At 62.4% G+C, this 15683-nt stretch carries 13 protein-coding genes and 1 riboswitch; of the genes, 6 read left to right on the forward strand and 7 right to left on the reverse strand.

What is annotated here, in order from left to right; translation table 11 throughout:
• Positions 1-42 precede the first annotated feature (42 nt).
• A riboswitch (TPP riboswitch) is annotated at positions 43-156 on the forward strand.
• A 37-nt stretch (positions 157-193) separates the two neighbouring features.
• The 4 genes from thiB (at position 194) to KUG85_RS12115 (ending at position 5219) form a co-directional block, all read left to right on the forward strand.
• Complete coding sequence (gene thiB / locus KUG85_RS12100; RefSeq protein ID WP_223005419.1) at positions 194-1198, forward strand: thiamine ABC transporter substrate binding subunit; 1005 nt, start codon at positions 194-196, stop codon at positions 1196-1198.
• A 20-nt stretch (positions 1199-1218) separates the two neighbouring features.
• A complete protein-coding gene (gene thiP, locus KUG85_RS12105) occupies positions 1219-2817 on the forward strand; it encodes a thiamine/thiamine pyrophosphate ABC transporter permease (protein WP_223005420.1) in 1599 nt (532 codons plus the stop codon).
• Positions 2814-3560, forward strand: coding sequence for a thiamine ABC transporter ATP-binding protein (gene thiQ, locus KUG85_RS12110; RefSeq protein ID WP_223005421.1), 747 nt, complete (start codon positions 2814-2816; stop codon positions 3558-3560). Before thiP ends, thiQ begins: the two co-directional genes overlap by 4 nt.
• Before the next feature lie 171 nt (positions 3561-3731).
• Positions 3732-5219 carry a M48 family metalloprotease gene (locus tag KUG85_RS12115; RefSeq protein ID WP_223005422.1) on the forward strand — a complete coding sequence of 496 codons (1488 nt, stop codon included), beginning with the start codon at positions 3732-3734 and terminating at the stop codon, positions 5217-5219.
• A 92-nt stretch (positions 5220-5311) separates the two neighbouring features.
• On the opposite strand, the gene KUG85_RS12120 is transcribed toward KUG85_RS12115, so the two are convergent.
• The 7 genes from KUG85_RS12120 to KUG85_RS12150 all read right to left on the reverse strand — a co-directional run bounded on the left by KUG85_RS12120 (position 5312) and on the right by KUG85_RS12150 (position 14259).
• On the reverse strand, positions 5312-6169 hold the full coding sequence (locus KUG85_RS12120; RefSeq protein ID WP_065818095.1) for an RNA polymerase factor sigma-32: 858 nt from the start codon (positions 6167-6169) through the stop codon (positions 5312-5314).
• Positions 6170-6716: 547 nt separating this feature from the next.
• Positions 6717-7289 (reverse strand): CarD family transcriptional regulator, encoded by a 573-nt coding sequence (locus tag KUG85_RS12125; protein ID WP_007007553.1) that lies wholly within the window; start codon positions 7287-7289, stop codon positions 6717-6719.
• Positions 7290-7669: 380 nt separating this feature from the next.
• Positions 7670-8008 carry a ferredoxin FdxA gene (gene fdxA, locus KUG85_RS12130; protein ID WP_007007554.1) on the reverse strand — a complete coding sequence of 113 codons (339 nt, stop codon included), beginning with the start codon at positions 8006-8008 and terminating at the stop codon, positions 7670-7672.
• A gap of 138 nt (positions 8009-8146) precedes the next feature.
• A complete protein-coding gene (locus KUG85_RS12135; RefSeq protein WP_223005423.1) occupies positions 8147-8536 on the reverse strand; it encodes an RNA-binding S4 domain-containing protein in 390 nt (129 codons plus the stop codon).
• Between the two features lie 9 nt (positions 8537-8545).
• Positions 8546-11578, reverse strand: coding sequence for a helicase-related protein (locus KUG85_RS12140; protein WP_223005424.1), 3033 nt, complete (start codon positions 11576-11578; stop codon positions 8546-8548).
• 667 nt (positions 11579-12245) lie between these two features.
• Complete coding sequence (phbB, locus tag KUG85_RS12145; protein ID WP_223005425.1) at positions 12246-12965, reverse strand: acetoacetyl-CoA reductase; 720 nt, start codon at positions 12963-12965, stop codon at positions 12246-12248.
• A gap of 109 nt (positions 12966-13074) precedes the next feature.
• A complete protein-coding gene (locus KUG85_RS12150; protein WP_223005426.1) occupies positions 13075-14259 on the reverse strand; it encodes an acetyl-CoA C-acetyltransferase in 1185 nt (394 codons plus the stop codon).
• A gap of 306 nt (positions 14260-14565) precedes the next feature.
• Here KUG85_RS12150 and phaR point away from each other — a divergent pair, with 306 nt between their 5' ends.
• Positions 14566-15177 (forward strand): polyhydroxyalkanoate synthesis repressor PhaR, encoded by a 612-nt coding sequence (gene phaR, locus KUG85_RS12155; RefSeq protein ID WP_065818090.1) that lies wholly within the window; start codon positions 14566-14568, stop codon positions 15175-15177.
• A 48-nt stretch (positions 15178-15225) separates the two neighbouring features.
• Entirely contained in the window at positions 15226-15642 is a 417-nt protein-coding gene (locus tag KUG85_RS12160; RefSeq protein ID WP_223005427.1) for an ACT domain-containing protein, read from the forward strand.
• Positions 15643-15683 lie beyond the last annotated feature (41 nt).

The raw sequence follows: 15683 nt of genomic DNA on the forward strand, positions 1-15683 counted from the left end.
TCACCCCCCTTGCGGAGCTGCGCACCGCGCCCTATTTTCCCGGTCGCTCTAACGGGGTGCCGGCGCATTGTCGGCTGAGAGGCTTGGGAAGAACCCAACCAACCCGCGGAACCTGATCCGGCTGATACCGGCGGAGGGATTAGACGCTTTTCATTCAGCGCCTCATTCCCAGACCAGAAAAGAGGAGGCGCAGATGCGCACCACCACCCTGCTTTCCACTCTGGCGCTCGGCGCGCTGGTCCTTTCCGGCCAGGCATTCGCCCAGGAAAAGCTCACGGTGTACACCTATGAGAGCTTCACGTCCGACTGGGGCCCAGGCCCACAGGTGGAAAAGGCGTTTGAGGCGGAATGCGGTTGCGACGTGGAATTCGTTTCGGTCGCCGATGGCGTGGCACTGCTCAACCGTGTCCGGCTTGAGGGCAGCTCCACGAAAGCCGACATTGTGCTCGGCCTCGACAATAATCTTCTCCACGAGGCGCGGGAAACCGGCCTCTTCGCCCCCCACGGTATTGATACGGCCAAGGTAGAGGTGCCGGGCGGCTTTGAGAACGACATTTTCGTACCCTTCGACTATGGCTACTTCGCCTTCGTCTACGACACCGAAGCCATCGAGACACCACCGGCAAGCCTGAAGGAACTGGTGGAGGCCGAGGGTGATCTGAAGATCGCCATTCAGGACCCGCGCACCTCCACACCGGGGCTTGGTCTTCTGCTCTGGGTCAAGGCCGTCTATGGCGACGAGGCGGCCACCGCCTGGAGCCGGCTGCAGGACAAGGTGCTGACGGTGACACCCGGCTGGAGCGAGGCCTATGGTCTCTTCACCAGCGGCGAGGTTCCCATGGTGCTCTCCTACACCACCTCGCCCGCCTATCACCGCATCGCGGAGGATACAGAGCGCTATAAGGCAGCCAGCTTCGCGGAAGGTCACTACCTGCAGGTGGAAGTGGCGGCACAGACGGTTGCGGGCGCAAAAAACCCGCTGGCGCAGAAATTCCTCGCCTTCATGACCGGTCCCGGCTTTCAGGACGCCATCCCCGAAACCAACTGGATGTTCCCGGCCGGAGAAATCTCCGGCCCGCTGAACCCGGTCTTCGATGACCTTGTGAAACCGGAAAAGACGCTCGAATTTTCACCTGAGGAGGTTGCAAAGAACCGCAGGGCCTGGGTCGACGAGTGGCTTTCGGTGATGAGCCGCTGACCATTCCGCACGCCCCCGCCATGGACAGACGCACAACTGCGGGGCGCCTCGCGCTCACCGCCATTGGCCTGCTGATCGGCGGGGCCTTCATCGGCCTCGCGGTGGAAGCGGCACGCCAGGGTTCTGGCGTGCTGGATGCGTTCGATGCATGGCTTCTGCGCATTGCGCGCTTCACGTTCTGGCAGGCGCTGCTGTCGACACTGCTTTCTGTATTACCAGCGATCCTTCTGGCGCGTGCGCTGGCACGGCACCCGGCTTTTCCGGGACGTGCCTTCATCCTGCGCCTGTTCGCCGTGCCCCTTGCGCTACCGGCCATCGTGGCCGCCCTCGGTGTTCTTGCGCTCTATGGCCGCGCGGGCTTCTTCGCGCCATTCCTGTCGGTCGCCTTCAACGAGCACTGGCCTGGCATCTATGGCCTCTCGGGCATTCTGGTCGCCCATGTCTTCTTCAACCTGCCGCTCGCAACGCGGCTCTTCCTGAACGCGCTTGAAAGCGTGCCGGCAGACCAGTGGCGTCTTGCGACCCAGCTTGGCATGGGTGCGCGCGCCTCGTTCCGGTTTCTCGAATGGCCGGCCATGCGCGCTGCCCTGCCCGGCATCGCCGGGCTCGTCTTCATGCTATGCGTCACGTCCTTCACCATTGTGTTGCTGCTCGGAGGGGGCCCGCGCGCGACCACACTCGAAGTGGCGATTTATCAGGCGCTGCGCTTCGACTTCGACCCTGCCCGTGCACTGGTGCTCACCCTCATTCAGGTGGCACTGGCGGGCAGCATCGTGCTGGCTATGAGCCGTCTTGGCGCGTCCTTCAGCGGCGACGCGAACCTGCCCGTCGCACCCCGCCGGATCGTCTGGCACACGCCCGCCGAAACCGGTCTCAACGCGACCCTCATTCTCATCGGCCTGTTCTTCGTCGCCGGTCCGATGGGCGCGACCGTGATTGCCGGCCTCAGGGCCGATCTCGGGCGTCTTGCGACCGAAAGCGCGGTCTTCTCCGCCACGACGACCAGCCTTGTCTTCGCGGGCCTTTCGTCGCTTCTTTGCCTCATCCTTTCCCTGGCGCTGGTCGCCGCCCGGCGCGCACTGGAAATGAAGCGCGGCGCCCTGCCCGCAACCCTGCTCGAACGCGCCACCGACAGCGGTGCTGCCATGGTGCTCATCGTTCCGCCGCTGGTCATCGGTGCTGGCTGGTTTATTCTCCTGCGTCATGTGGGCAATGTCTTCGCTTTCGCGCCGGTCATGGTCGTCACGGTCAATGCGGTGATGGCCATGCCCTTCGCCATCCGTGCCATTCGTCCGGCATATGATGCCGCCAGCGCCCGCCATGAAAGACTGTGTCTCTCACTTGGCATTACCGGGTGGAGCAGGCTACGCCTTGTCGACTGGCCTGCGCTCAAACGTCCCGCTGCCACCGCACTCGCCTTCGCTGCCGCCCTATCTCTGGGCGATCTCGGCGTCATCGCCCTGTTCGGCTCCGATCAGGTGCAGACGCTGCCCTATCTCCTGCTGCAGCGCATGGGCAGCTACCGCACGGCAGATGCCGCCGGCCTCGCTCTTTTCCTGGGGCTTCTCTGTCTGGCATTGATGTTCATCGCCGATCGTCTCGGCAGGGAGAAGACATGATCAAGACCGCCGCTGGACATGGCGCGCAAATCGCTCTGGAAGCGCTGCAATTCGCTTATCCGGGGGGGAGGCCGATGGCGTTCGACGCGACCATCGCTGCGTCAGACATCGTCGCCGTCATGGGCCCGAGCGGCTCGGGCAAGTCAACCCTGCTCAGCCTGATTGCCGGCTTTGAGCGACCCGCATCGGGCCGCATCCTCATCGATGGCGAGGATGTCTCTGCGCTTACCCCCCACCGCCGGCCGGTCTCCATGGTGTTTCAGGAGAACAATCTCTTCGCGCATCTCACCGTGGCGCAGAATGTGGGGCTCGGCCGCTCACCCTCCCTGAAACTGACGGAAGAAGACCGCGCGGCCGTCTCGGACGCTCTTGCCAGAACCGGCCTCGCCGGCAAGGAAGACCGGCTGCCGCAGGCGCTTTCGGGCGGCGAGCGCCAGCGTGTGGCGCTTGCCCGCGTTCTGATTCGCAAACGTCCGGTTCTCCTGATGGACGAACCCTTCGCCTCGCTTGGACCGGCGCTGCGCGACGAAATGCTCGCGCTCATAGCCGCGCTGCACGCAGAGCAGAAAATGACGGTCCTCATGGCCACGCACGATCCGCGCGATGCGGAGCGGCTCTGCAAAACCATGATCTTCGTGGAAGATGGAAGGATCTCGGCGACGGGCACAACCGGGGCGTTTGTTTCAGGCACCGCTTCGGAAGCCTTCAACCGCTATATAGGCGCACGCCGGGAAATCAATTAAGCTCCAAGAAATGGATTCCCCTTTTGCAGCTTATACGCTAGACCGTGCCCCGGATGGGACATGACGAAATGCTGAGGGAACCAAACGCGTGACTCGCACATTAACGCCGGTCATGCTTTGGACAAGATCAACCGGAAGGACATTCACCTGTCCAATCGAGCGCCCGCTACCATGAACTTCCTGCCGTCCGCGCGTTCCTTGCCGCGCAAAACTGTCCTGGCCCTGACGCTCACCGCGCTCCTGTCCGGTTGCCAGATGATTCCGACCGACACAGGCAGCTTCATGCCCTCGTCCAACCCGGTCACGGTGGACACGGTAACGCGCGGCAACCGCCTGGCGCGCCTTGCCCGCCAGCAGCATCCGCGCATCCTGCAGACTTATGGCGGCGAATATTCCGATCCGAAACTCGAGCGCATGGTGGCCAAGGTCGTCGGCTCGCTCACGCTCGACGAACAGAACACCGGCGCCGCCTACAGGATCACAATCCTCAACTCGCCGAACGTCAATGCGTTCGCCCTGCCCGGTGGCTACCTCTACGTCACACGCGGCCTTCTCGCGCTCGCCAACGACTCGGCGGAGCTTGCTGCCGTGCTCGCGCATGAGATGGCGCATGTGACCGCCAATCACGGCATCGAGCGGCAGAAGCTCGAAGCGGAAGAAAAATTCGCATCGAAAGTGGTCAATGAAGTGGTCGGCGGACGCGATCAGGCGGCCCAGGCCGCTCTGGTGCGCGGCAAGCTCCGGCTTGCGCAGTTCTCCCGCAATCAGGAGCTTGAAGCCGACCGTATCGGCATCCGCACCACCTCCCATGCGGGGTATGACGCTTTCGCGGCGGCACGTTTCCTTCAGGCGATGGACGCCTATCAGGGCTTTCGCAGCGTCAGCGGCGCGACTGACGCCAGCCTCGACTTTCTGGCCAGCCACCCCAATGCGCCGCGCCGTATCGAACTCGCACAGCGCCACGCCCGCGAACTGCAACAGCCGGACGCGGCAGGCAAGCGTGACCGCGAATCTTTCCTCGCCGGCATTGACGGGATGATCTACGGCGATTCGCCGGAAGAAGGCTTTGTGCGCGGGCGCGATTTTCTGCACCCGGGCCTCGGCGTCGCGTTCCGCGTCCCCCAGGGGTTCGTCATCGACAATTCCGCAAAGGCGGTCACCGCCGTCGGGCCCGACGACATCGCGGTCCGTTTCGATGGCGCAACGGTGCCCCAGGGCACGTCCCTGTCCGACTATCTGACCAGCGGCTGGGTGGCCGGACTGGAACCTGAGACCATCCGCACGCTCACCATCAATGGCTACCCGGCTGCAAAAGGGCGCGCCAGTGCCGACGGCTGGCAGTTCGACGTGACGGTGATCCGCTCCGGCGGGCAGGTTTATCGTCTGCTGACAGCCGCGCCGGCGACGAGCGGTGATCTTGAAAGGGTCGCCGATTCGGTCAGCCAGAGCTTCCGTGTTCTCGACCAGACCGAGCGTGCGGCCCTCAAGCCCCTGCGCATTCGCGTGGTTACGGTTCAGCCCGGCGAAACACTGGGTTCGCTGGCCGCACAAATGCGCGGCGTCGATCGGAAAGTCGAACTGTTCCGCCTCCTGAATGCGCTCAGCCCGGGCGCCACGCCGTCGGCGGGGACCAAGGTGAAGATCGTCACCGACCAGTAGGGCAGCTCCAGGGAAAGCTGAAACCGGTTGTTCGTCCGGAACTGCGTGAAGCGCCGAAGCGGGCCAGCGCAGCAGCACTACCGAACAGTCTCTCAGACTGCGCCACCTGCAAGCGCAGGATGTTCGCGCGCAAGCACACTGCGCAGCTTTTCGATCGCCCTGCTTTCGATCTGTCGGACGCGCTCCTTCGATATTCCGAGCGCCGTGCCGAGCGCCTCCAGCGTGGCCCCCTCATCCGACAGGCGACGCTCGCGGATGATCTTCAGTTCGCGTTTGTCGAGAACATCGAGCGCATCGGTGAGCCAGAGCGCCCGGCGTTCGCCATCGATCATGTGCTCAACCGTTTCGTCTATCGGATCGTCATCGGAAGGAATAAACTCCATCCGCTCTGCGGACGCGTCCCCTTCATCGCGCATCGGGGCGTTGAGGGAAAGATCGGGGCCGGAAAGTCTTGCATCCATCATGGCCACGTCTGCCGGCGACACACCGAGAAGCCTGGCCGCTTCCTCGTGGATCTCGCTGGAGGTTCCCATGCTCTTCTGCAGCTTCGCCCGCAGCCGGCGAAACTTGAAGAACAGCGCCTTCTGCGCAGAACTCGTTCCGCCGCGCACGATGGACCAGTTGCGCAGAACATAGTCCTGCATCGAGGCGCGTATCCACCAGGTTGCGTATGTCGAGAACCGCACGCCCCGCTCCGGGTCAAAGCGCGCCGCAGCTTCCAGAAGGCCGATATGGCCTTCCTGAATGAGATCGGCCACCGGCAATCCGAAGTTCCGGAAGCGGGCGGCCATGGCAATAACCAGCCGCATATGGGCCACGGTTAACTGGTGAAGCGCCTGCTGATCGTGCTTCCTGTACCAGCGCTTCGCCAGATCCTGTTCTTCTTCCAGCGCCAGATACGGCGCCTTCATGGCACTTTCAATCAGTTTGCGTTCCGCCCGGTCTTGCATGATGCACTCCCGCGTTACCGGCCCGCCCCCTTAAACAAGGGCTTCGCGGGCCTCCAAGCCCAAACGCACCGGCTCTGGCCAATGCGCGGTTCGTTCTGTCAGAGCGTCGTTGACGCACCGTCCCAACACGCGCGGCCACGCCAATGGCGGATATCCCGCAAACCCCGGCAAGAGCCGTCACAAGGCTTCGCAAACTGCGGTGATCTCGACCGAAGCAACGAGACATCACTTAAAGTAACGAGTCGGAAACAGGAAAAGTTCCAGCGGTGGCAAAATTGAAGTCGGCAACAAAAAACCCGGCTGAAACAGCCGGGTTCTCTGGTTCACCGTGCGTCCATCCGGGCGCACAAAGGACGATCTAATGCATGTCGCTTTCAAATGAATTCATTTGAAAGACAACGAACATGCATCATTTGAAAGTGTTACAGCGTCCTTTGCGCGTCTTGTAAGACGCGCGGCGCTGTAACGATTGATGGAGCATCGAAACGATCCGAAAACCGGATTTCACCTTTCGGTCCGATGCCCTGAAACCAGTTGAAGGGGAAGCTTATGCTGCCTCTTCCTTCTCGCCTTCCTCGTTGTCGGCCTTGGCGCCGCGGCGCGGGCCCTTGTTGAGGTTGGTCTCGATCAGGCGCACGGCCTCCGTCTCCGACATGCGGTTGACGGCAGCAATCTCACGCGCCATGCGGTCGAGCGCGGCTTCATAAAGCTGACGCTCCGAGTAGGACTGCTCCGGCTGGTTGTCGGCGCGGTAGAGATCGCGCACGACTTCCGAAATCGAGATCAGGTCACCCGAATTGATTTTTGCGTCATATTCCTGGGCGCGGCGCGACCACATGGTGCGCTTCACGCGGGCGCGGCCCTGCACGACCTTGAGCGCGCGATCAACATAGTCGGTTTCGGAAAGCTTGCGCATGCCGATGGACGTCGCCTTGGCGACCGGCACCTTGAGGCGCATCTTGTCCTTCTGGAAATCGATGACGAACAATTCCAGCTTGTGACCGGCGACTTCCTGCTCTTCGATCGTAACGATCTGCCCGACGCCATGCGCCGGATACACAATATATTCGCCAGTCTTGAATCCCTGGCGCTGCGCCGATTTCTTCTGCTGGGTGGTCATCCGCCTAACACTCCTGTTCTAGTGGGACATGCAGGTTTCGTCTCGCCTCGACGATACCCCGTGCCCATACGCCTGCCGGCTTCTCGGACGCATAGAAGATTGAAAGCTCTGGAAGACGGTGACAGCGCCTGCACCTAAGGCCCGCCACGCAAACCAATACACCCTGACCCAGATAGCCCCGGTCCGGATTTTGAGCCCCACCTTTCAGTGATTAGTCTGTGTGCGCCATCAAAAGACGTGTTGTCACCGGCATGATTTTGTGAAGCTACCACAAAAAGCCGAAAGAATCAAGAATTTGACGCATGTGCGAAGATGTCGCGGCAGAATCCTGCGCGATCGCCCCGTCTTTTAGCGTTATGCCCCACGGTCAAAAAGTGGGTTCAGTCTCCTTCGCCGGGCTCCGGCGAAAAATACTGTTCCAGCTTGTTTTCGACGCCATCGAATTCCTTGGCGTCGGCCGGAGGCTCTTTCTTAGCGGTGATGTTGGGCCATTTTTCGGCATATTCGGAGTTGAGCTGAAGCCAGCTGTCCAGCCCCGGCTCCGTGTCGGGCTTGATCGCCTCTGCCGGGCATTCCGGCTCACAGACACCGCAGTCGATGCACTCATCCGGATGGATGACGAGCATGTTCTCACCTTCATAGAAACAGTCGACCGGACAGACTTCTATACAGTCCATGTACTTGCACTTGATGCAGTTGTCGGTGACGATATAGGTCATTGGTGCTCTCGGCTGACAGCTTCTTCGAATGTCGAAAGGTGAGGTATCCCCTTTGAAGAGCCGTTGCAAGGCCCGTTGTTGCGCCGCAATCGTCGCAGGCGGAATCCCATTCCAGCCTTCGCAGACCGCAATCCGGCATCACCCATCGTCGCGCCACCGGTCGAGCGCACGGCGTTCCTTCTTGGTCGGGCGCCCGGCCCCCATGTCACGCTTTGGCGGTACCGCCGCGGCAGCGGCCTCCTTCGGCGGAGCTGGCGGGGTCATGTCTTCGTAAAGCGTCCGCGCTTCTTCTGCGGGGCCGCGCCGCGCGCCCGGCGCAAGGACACGGTAGACGAGGATCCGCCGGTCGAGGGAAATGGTGAGCACGTCGCCCACCTTGATCTGGTAGGCGGCCTGCTCGATCTTGTTGCGGTTGACGCGAACCCGCCCGGCCTGGGCGAGCCTGGCGGCGAGCGAGCGTGATTTCACCACCCGCGCGAAGAACAGCCACTTGTCGATGCGCTGCCGTTCTAAAGCCGTTCCGCTCATTGCATGGCGCTACTTCTTCAGCTGGTCCTTCAGGGCAGCGAGCTTCGCAAAGGGTGAATCCGGGTCGATGCGCGCCGGGCGCTCCTCGCGCGGGCGGTGCGGTGCGCCCTTGCGCTTGAAGCCCGGCTTTTCGCCATCCTTGCGGTGCGGCTTGCCTCGCTTCTGGGCCCCGTCACGCTCCTGACGCCCGCGCGCCTGCTGACGCGGGTTCCCCTTGCCTGCACCATGGCGCTTGCGCCCGTCAAATCGGGCCTGCCGCCAGATGAGGACCGGCTTGGGTTCTTCTTCTTCGCCGGCTGGCTTTTCGGCCGGGGCTTCGGAAGCAGGTGCTTCAGCCGCCGCCTCGGGCGTCGCATCCGGCTTGATCTCCGCCACAGGCGTCGGGGTCTCTTCCGGCGTCTCCGCTGCGGCGGGCTCGGCCGCCGCCTGCTCGTCCGGCTGGGCGGCAACAGCCCCGGTCTGCGTGGCAGCGTCCGCGCCCTCGGTCACAGGCTCGGCGGGCGTGGCCTCCTCGGCCTTCTGCGTGGTATCCTCTTCCGCAGCCGCTTCGTCCAGCGCCTTCAGATGCGCCGCCACCTCTTCGGCCGGTTTCGGCTCTCCGCGGTAGCCCAGCCCCTTGAGAATCGCCTCCATGTCGTCGGCAGTCGCACCAAGAATGGACATCATCGCCGGCGTGACCACAAAGGCCGCACCGTCATAGCCGCCTTCGGGGCGCGCACCCGTTCCCGGCTTCCAGGAAAGCGCGGGACGGATGAGGTCCGCAAGGCGTTCCAGGATGTCGACGCGCACGGCACGGCGGCCGAGATTGCGATACCCGGCAAGACCGTAAAAGGCCTTCTCAAAGGCCGGGTCGGTCACGATGGACGTGCGGCCGGCGGCAAGCGCGGTCACCACATCGCCATAGCCCGGCTTGTCCTTGGCGTCGTTCTTGAGCGCCCAGAGAAGCGACAGGAGACCGGCCGGTGCCGGCTTGATCAGCGCGGGGACAAAGATGTGATACGCGCCGAAGCGCACGCCGAGGCGACGCAGCGATGCACGCGCGTCCTGGTCGAGCGCCCGAACGTCTTCAGCCACGGTGCGGCGGTTCAGAACGCCAAAATTCTCGGCAAGCTGGAAGGCGATGCCACGCGCCATACCCGACAGGCTTTCCGTATCGCGCAGGTCCACCAGCGGCTTTAGGAGCGATTCGATCTGATAGGTCACAAAGCGCTCGGCACGGGCGGCGACCTTGTCGCGCGCCGGTCCGGTCAACTGCTCGTCGGCCAGGAGCACGATGCGCGGTTTCAGCGCTTCCTCACCGGCCACCAGAGTGGCAATCGGCTGTCCGAGCCAGCGCAGCAGACCGTCGGAATCGAGCGCCAGATCCCCATTGCCCGACGAGGCAAAACGGTCCGCGCGGGTCTCAAACTCGGCGGCAAGCGCTTTCTGGGCGGCAGCCTTTACGGCGCGCGCGTCCTCTCCCTCCGCCGAACGGTCGGCGGTAAATCGGAACCCTAGCATCTCACCAACGTGATGCCCCTCGACAAGGACTTCGCCAACGGGGCTGATTTCTGCTTCCGGCATTGCATTCTCTCTCAGGCGCTTCATGAGCACGGAAGTCCTGCGGTCCACAAAGCGTTTCGTCAATCGCTCATGCAACGCATCGGACAAACTGTCCTCAATCTCTCGTGTTTTTTCCTGCCAGTGTGTCGCATCGGCCAGCCATCCGGGCCTGTGCGAGACAAATGTCCATGTGCGAATCTGCGCGATCCGCTGTGATAACGTGTCGATGTCCCCCTCGGTGGACGCGGCACGCTTGACCTGTTCGGCCATGTAGTCTTCATCGACATGGCCCATTCGCGCCAGATCAGAAAAGACTGCACCAACAATTTCCGCGTGCTGGGCCGGTGCGATGCGCCGGTAATCGGGCAGCACACAGGCCTCCCACAGGAGCCCGACACGCTCACGTCCCTCGGCCAGCGCCCGGACATCCCCTTCACGCGACAGGAATTCGAGCACTTTCGCATCGGCGGCCGGCAGCGCGCGCGTCAGGCCATCCACGGGCGGCGGCGTATCGAGCGACGCCTTGAGCGCATCGACGCTTGAGAAGTCGAACGACGCCGTGCGCCATTGCAGCACCTTCACGGGGTCGAATTCATGCGCCTCGATGCGGTGGACCAGTTCATCGGCGAAGGGATCGACCTGGCCGGTAACGCCAAACGTGCCGTCGCGCAGGTGCCGGCCGGCACGGCCTGCGATCTGGCCGAGCTCCGCCGGATTGAGATCGCGATACTGGAAACCGTCGAATTTGCGGTTCTGCGCGAAGGCCACATGATCGACATCGAGGTTGAGCCCCATGCCGATCGCATCCGTCGCCACCAGATAGTCGACATCGCCGGACTGATAGAGCGCGACCTGTGCGTTGCGCGTGCGGGGGCTTAGCGCACCGAGCACCACGGCCACCCCGCCGCGCTGGCGGCGGATCAGCTCACCGATGGCATAAACCTCGTCGGAGGAGAACGCCACGATGGCCGAGCGGCGTGGCAGCCGCGTGATCTTGCGTGAGCCGGAATAGGTGAGCACCGACATGCGCGGCCGGGTGATGACGGAGAGGCCCGGCAGGAGCTTCTCCAGTATGCCGCGCATCGTGCCGGCCCCGAGCAGCAACGTTTCCTCGCGGCCTCGCAGATGCAGGATACGGTCGGTGAAAATGTGGCCGCGCTCGAGATCAGCGGCAAGCTGGACCTCGTCGATCGCAACGAAGGCCACATCGGCCTCACGCGGCATCGCCTCCACCGTACACACCGAAAAGCGTGCCCCCGGCGGCGCTATCTTTTCCTCGCCGGTTATCAGTGCCACATGCTGCTCGCCCACCTTGGCGACCACGCGCGAATAGACCTCGCGCGCAAGCAGGCGCAGCGGCAGGCCGATAATGCCGCTGGAATGCGCAACCATGCGCTCGATGGCGAGATGCGTCTTGCCCGTGTTGGTAGGGCCGAGGATGGCTGTGACGTTGCGCCCCGAAAGCACCCGGGGGCTGGCGTTCTGATTCTGGAAATTCATAGGGCCCGGAAAGCCGTCTACCTCAGCGAAAAAAGGCGAGCACACGGGTTAGCACGCTTTGCCTCCGCATTCCAAGGCAAGACTGTCATTCCCCCGACAATGACTGCCATATGCCTTCGCATATCCATGCATCCGTTAAGGTTTGGAACGAGTCTGGAACGAATCGGCGACGAATCACTGACTTTGCAGATTTCTCGTTTTGTTCACCCCAACATACTGTATGACGCAGAGGAAGCGGAACTAGATGCTGAATCGGCGCCAAACCGGAAGTGCCGCAAAGGAAGGGCAAGCGTTAACCTTTTGCAGGCAGCGGAGACGCAGGCCCGTTCCACTCTGCACAAGCATAAGATTTTGTTAGGAAAATTTGACCCGCCGTTAACAGCCGCGCCGCGCGGGTTGAGACCTGGCATTAACACTTCGACCAAACCCGGAACGAATCGGCGACGAATCAGTGATATCGCAATGTTCCCGGTACGTTCACCGCTACATCTGGTGTTTTCCACCGCCTGTCGACAGACAGCGCACACCTTATCCACAGCTCGGCTCCGGCAGGATGAAAGCTCCGTTAACCGAATTGCTTCAAATTGATACAGGATCGAGGAATCCGGAACGCCATGATCGATCCACAGCGTCCCGAAAATTTACGGCGCGGCACGCCTGATTTTCATCAGATGAAGTATTGCCCGCCATTGACGGTCAGCGTCGAGCCGGTCACGAAGCCTGCATCGTCGGACGCCAGGAAGAGCACCGACCGTGCGATTTCCGACGCCTCGCCCAGCCGCCCCACCGGGATCTGCGCGATGATCTTCTCGCGCACCGCTTCCGGCACGGCCATCACCATGTCGGTGGCGATATAGCCCGGGCAGATCGCATTCACCGTCACATTGAAACGCGCCCCCTCCTGGGCCAGCGCCTTGGTGAAACCGATCTCGCCGGCCTTGGCGGCCGAGTAATTGGCCTGCCCCATCTGGCCTTTCTGACCGTTGATCGAGGAAATACTGATGATCCGGCCGAACTTGCGCGAGCGCATGCCGGCGAAAACCTGATGCGTCATGTTGAAGACGCCGTTGAGATTAACATCGACCACCGCGCGCCAGTCTTCCGGCGTCATCTTGTGAAACATCACATCGCGCGTGATCCCGGCATTGTTGACCAGAATGTCCACCGGGCCGAGATCGGCTTCGATCTTCGCCACACCCTCGGCACAGGCGTCATAGTCGGCAATCGACCATTTATAGGTGGCGATTTCGGTTTCCTCGGTAAACCGCGCCGCCGCCTCGTCATTGCCCGCATAATTCGCCGCAACCTGATAGCCTGCCTCTTTGAGAGCTGTCGCTATCGCCGCGCCGATACCACGGGTTCCCCCGGTAACAAGTGCCGTCTTCATGCAGATCGCCTCCCTTGAGATGAATGTTCCCCGCCGCCTTCGCCCTATTTTGCCTGAGCGATAATTCGGCCGGCGCGCAACGGTCCCCCGCAGCGCGCCGCCAGTCAGCCTACAGCGCTTCCACGCACATGGCGACGCCCATTCCGCCACCGATGCAAAGCGTCGCCAGCCCCTTCTTCGCGCCCCGGCGGCGCATCTCGAAGGCCAGCGTGTTGAAAATGCGGGTGCCCGAAGCACCGATCGGATGGCCGATGGCAATCGCTCCGCCGTTGACGTTCACGATCTCCGGGTTCCAGCCCATATCCTTGTTGACGGCACAGGCCTGTGCGGCAAAAGCCTCGTTGGCCTCGACCAGATCGAGATCTTCCGCCTTCCAGCCAGCCTTCTCCAGCGCACGGCGCGACGCGGGGATCGGCCCCGTGCCCATGATCGCCGGGTCGACACCCGCCGTTGCCCATGAGGCAATGCGGGCGAGCGGTGTCAGGCCCCGGCGCTCCGCCTCGCTTTCGCGCATCAGCACGACAGCGGCGGCGCCATCATTGATGCCAGACGCGTTGGCCGCCGTCACGGTACCTTCCTTGTCGAAGGCCGGGCGCAGTTTCTGCATCCCCTCCAGCGTCGCGCCATGGCGGATATATTCGTCGTCGGAGACGACCGTCTCACCCTTGCGGCTCTTCACGGTCACCGGCACGATCTCGTCCTTGAAGCGCCCGGCCTTCTGCGCGGCCTCCGCCTTGTTCTGCGATGCGAGCGCGAACGCATCCTGCTCGTCGCGCGTGATCTGAAACTGCCGCGCCACATTTTCCGCCGTAATGCCCATATGGTAGCCGTTGAAGGCATCCCACAGACCATCGCGGATCATCGTGTCGATCATCGAGTAATCGCCCATTTTCACGCCGGCACGCAGATAGGCGCAATGCGGCGAGAGCGTCATCGATTCCTGCCCGCCGGCTACGATGATGTCGGCATCGCCGGTGGCGATCTGCTGCATGCCGATGGCGATGGTGCGCAGGCCTGAACCGCAGACCTGGTTGAGCACCCAGGCAGTTGTCTCTTTCGGCAGGCCAGCACCGATCGACGCCTGACGCGCCGGGTTCTGCCCCTGGCCCGCGGTCAGCACCTGACCAAGTATAACCTCGTTCACCTCTTCCGGCGCCACCCCGGCGCGCGAAAGCGCCTCGCGGATCGCGGTAGCGCCCAGCTCATGCGCCGGCACCGTGGCGAACGACCCGTTGAAGGAACCGACCGGTGTGCGGGCGGCGCTGGCGACGACAATGGCTTCGGCTGACGACATGGAAGGTTCTCCCTTGGAAAAAGGCATACACGCGAAAATGTGCAGCCCAGGTGACGGACTGTCCTTATCCGCATTTGTCGCGGCTAATCAGGGCCGAGTCAAACGGATGTGTGCAGCGCAGCAACCCATGCGCAGCGCCGAACGGAAGCGCCCGCGTCTTCGCCACTGCGAAAACCGCTTTCATTCGACCGGATTTTGCGCATATCCTGCCCCTGGTCCTTGAATCCAGGGCATCGTTTTTCCAGGTCGACGCAAAGAGACGGCCGGACGCGACGCCATAGACACCGTGCTACGGGGAGGTCAGCAATGCCAGCCAAGGACGACCCGATCGTCATCAAGAAATACGCCAATCGCCGCCTCTACAACACAGGCACCAGCACTTACGTGACGCTGGAAGACCTCGCCGAAATGGTGAAGCGCGATGAGAATTTCGTCGTTCAGGACGCCAAGTCCGGCGACGACATCACCCATTCGGTTCTGACCCAGATCATTTTCGAACTGGAGAACGACCGCAACGGGCAGAACATGCTGCCGGTTTCCTTCCTGCGCCAGCTCATCGCCTTTTATGGCGACCAGATGCAAATGGTTGTTCCAAGCTTTCTTGAACAGTCCATGATGGCCTTCTCGAAGGAGCAGGAGCGCATGCGCGAGCAGATGAACAAGGCGTTCGGGACATCTTCCATGGACATGATGGGCATGTCGGCGCCCATGAAAATGGTCGAGGAGCAGACCCGCCGCAACATCGAGATGTTTCAGAACGCCATGCGCATGTTCACGCCGATGCCCGGCGCACCCGAACAGCCCGCTGCCGCGGACACGGAAACGGGTGACGACAACCCCCGGTCCGATGACCTGAAGGACTTACGGGAGCAGATCGCGGCAATGCAGCGCAAGATCGATTCAATGGGCGATTCCTGATCCGGTAGATACACTCGCGGACCGAAACCACCTCCCGGGAAGCGCGAAATGTCCTCTCCCATTCACGACAGGCTGGCCATGCTCTCCGGTATGACGCCGGTTCTGGATGAGGACACTTATATCTTCTGCAGCGTCAGACCGGACGTCGCGCAGACACTGTTCAGCGACGCAAGAGGCATCTTCATCGAAGAGGAAGGCACGACGCTGGTGCTTTCCCTTGAGCGCGCGGCGGCGCTTGGCTTCGACACCGGCATGCCCATGCGCCTGATCGTCCTCAGGGTTCATTCCGCACTCGACGGTGTCGGGCTTACCGCGGCCGTCGCCACCGCGCTGGCGGAGGAAGACATTCCCTGCAATGTGATCGCCGCTTTCCATCACGACCACATCTTCGTGCCCGGGAATCAGGCCGAAAAGGCGCTCTCGGTGCTTCAGGACGTCCAGAAGCGCGCTCAGTCTACCCAATAGCCCAAACGAAAAAAGACCGGCCAGAGACCGGTCTTTTCGCA

The organism is Nitratireductor rhodophyticola, assembly GCF_019891355.1.
Lineage (GTDB): Bacteria > Pseudomonadota > Alphaproteobacteria > Rhizobiales > Rhizobiaceae > Nitratireductor > Nitratireductor rhodophyticola.

Excerpts from the sequence above, each read along its gene's own strand:
- thiB (WP_223005419.1), top strand. The coding sequence starts at position 194 with ATGCGCACCACCACCCTGCTTTCCACTCTGGCGCTCGGCGCGCTGGTC.
- thiP (WP_223005420.1), top strand. The coding sequence starts at position 1,219 with ATGGACAGACGCACAACTGCGGGGCGCCTCGCGCTCACCGCCATTGGC.
- thiQ (WP_223005421.1), top strand. The coding sequence starts at position 2,814 with ATGATCAAGACCGCCGCTGGACATGGCGCGCAAATCGCTCTGGAAGCG.
- KUG85_RS12115 (WP_223005422.1), top strand. The coding sequence starts at position 3,732 with ATGAACTTCCTGCCGTCCGCGCGTTCCTTGCCGCGCAAAACTGTCCTG.
- KUG85_RS12120 (WP_065818095.1), bottom strand. The coding sequence starts at position 6,169 with ATGCAAGACCGGGCGGAACGCAAACTGATTGAAAGTGCCATGAAGGCG.
- KUG85_RS12125 (WP_007007553.1), bottom strand. The coding sequence starts at position 7,289 with ATGACCACCCAGCAGAAGAAATCGGCGCAGCGCCAGGGATTCAAGACT.
- fdxA (WP_007007554.1), bottom strand. The coding sequence starts at position 8,008 with ATGACCTATATCGTCACCGACAACTGCATCAAGTGCAAGTACATGGAC.
- KUG85_RS12135 (WP_223005423.1), bottom strand. The coding sequence starts at position 8,536 with ATGAGCGGAACGGCTTTAGAACGGCAGCGCATCGACAAGTGGCTGTTC.
- KUG85_RS12140 (WP_223005424.1), bottom strand. The coding sequence starts at position 11,578 with ATGAATTTCCAGAATCAGAACGCCAGCCCCCGGGTGCTTTCGGGGCGC.
- phbB (WP_223005425.1), bottom strand. The coding sequence starts at position 12,965 with ATGAAGACGGCACTTGTTACCGGGGGAACCCGTGGTATCGGCGCGGCG.
- KUG85_RS12150 (WP_223005426.1), bottom strand. The coding sequence starts at position 14,259 with ATGTCGTCAGCCGAAGCCATTGTCGTCGCCAGCGCCGCCCGCACACCG.
- phaR (WP_065818090.1), top strand. The coding sequence starts at position 14,566 with ATGCCAGCCAAGGACGACCCGATCGTCATCAAGAAATACGCCAATCGC.
- KUG85_RS12160 (WP_223005427.1), top strand. The coding sequence starts at position 15,226 with ATGTCCTCTCCCATTCACGACAGGCTGGCCATGCTCTCCGGTATGACG.